Below are 1,351 nucleotides of genomic sequence, written 5' to 3' on the forward strand. Positions count from 1 at the left end.
TAATGGATGTTATCGCCGCCGTAGACGAAAAAGTGGATAGTACTCAATGTAAGGGCAAGACCAATTGCCACGGTGAAGAACAATGCTTAAGTCATGAATTGTGGCAGAGTTTGAGTGACCAAATTCGTAACTATTTAGCAGGAATTTCTTTAGCCCAGGTTGTTCAGCAACACGAAAGTAGCAAAAATAGCGAAAAAGTCATTCAGTTCGACGCGCTTTAATTCAACATAGATTTCTTTAACGTTTAATTATCTTGCTGCCAGCTTGTTGATGGTAGCCATGTTGTTTTCATTTGAATTAATCAGCGAACAAATTGAACTTCGAGCGGTCGTATTGAATATAGATAGCGATCGCTCACACTATATAAATAATAGGTAATACAATGATTACACTAACAAAATCAGCAGTAAATCGAGTCCAAGAAATGGTGGCAAAAAAAGAGTCTGCAATAGGACTCCGTATTGGTGTGACTGAAAGTGGTTGCTCTGGTTATAGCTATGCATTGGACTTTGCTGAAACAGTGTCTGACACTGATACCGTGATTGAGCAAGATGGGGTGAAGCTGGTGGTAGACGCAACTAGCATGCCTATATTGGATGAGATGCAACTTGATTTTGTTAAAGAAGGTTTAAATCAAAGTTTTAAATTTAATAACCCTAATGTGGTTTCATCATGTGGTTGTGGTGAAAGTTTTAGCGTCACCAAATAAGTATAATTTTTAATTAGGGATAGAAGGGCAATTGGTCAATGGATGACAATAAAATAAATGCTGATCAATAATTAAAAAGCCCACGTTAATGTGGGCTTTTTTTATCTTGCGAGTCTTTCCATTAAATAACATAAACAATCTTGTTGAATAATGCGTTCATCCAAGGTCAACATTGATGGCATTGTCGCACGGCGAATAACTAAACGTCCGTCAATAACGCTGAAATAACGCTCACTGACATCATGGCCCTTTTCATCGGTGGCCAGCAAAGGTAAACCCTCTAGATTGTTAACTGTACCAATTGTGGTATTCGCACTCACATCAGTGAAGTTTAGTTTTTCAAGATCAGGATCCAGCAATAAATCAGCATCCTGTTGGCTAAAACTAAAATTGATGTCTTCTCTAATTTTGACTAGTGCGACCGTGTGGTAAAGATCAATATCTTGATGATGCACCGGATGCACAGGAAATTCAGCAAGGTGCAAACTGCTGTTTAAAAACTCCAAAGCATGCTCAACACCATATTGTTGACCGGGGCGACCACATTCTAAGGTCACTGCCGGGCAAATCTCAGCAAAGGCGGCGGATTGAACACCTTGTGGACGGGTGAAATAGACCACAAACCGTCCGAACAAGATAGCC

At 39.7% G+C, this 1,351-nt stretch carries 3 protein-coding genes; 2 read left to right on the forward strand and 1 reads right to left on the reverse strand.

The window, feature by feature from the left end; translation table 11 throughout:
- Both AC3AYF_RS21100 and AC3AYF_RS21105 read left to right on the forward strand, forming a co-directional pair.
- Window positions 1-221, forward strand: a 221-nt coding sequence (locus AC3AYF_RS21100) for an Rrf2 family transcriptional regulator (protein ID WP_487780427.1), incomplete at its 5' end; no start/stop codon positions are given.
- A 161-nt stretch (window positions 222-382) separates the two neighbouring features.
- Entirely contained in the window at window positions 383-709 is a 327-nt protein-coding gene (locus AC3AYF_RS21105) for a HesB/IscA family protein (protein ID WP_487780428.1), read from the forward strand.
- 101 nt (window positions 710-810) lie between these two features.
- On the opposite strand, the gene AC3AYF_RS21110 is transcribed toward AC3AYF_RS21105, so the two are convergent.
- Window positions 811-1,351 (reverse strand): hypothetical protein (locus AC3AYF_RS21110; RefSeq protein ID WP_487780429.1); only part of this gene is annotated, 541 nt, incomplete at its 5' end.

The organism is Salinicola sp. (assembly GCF_982684285.1).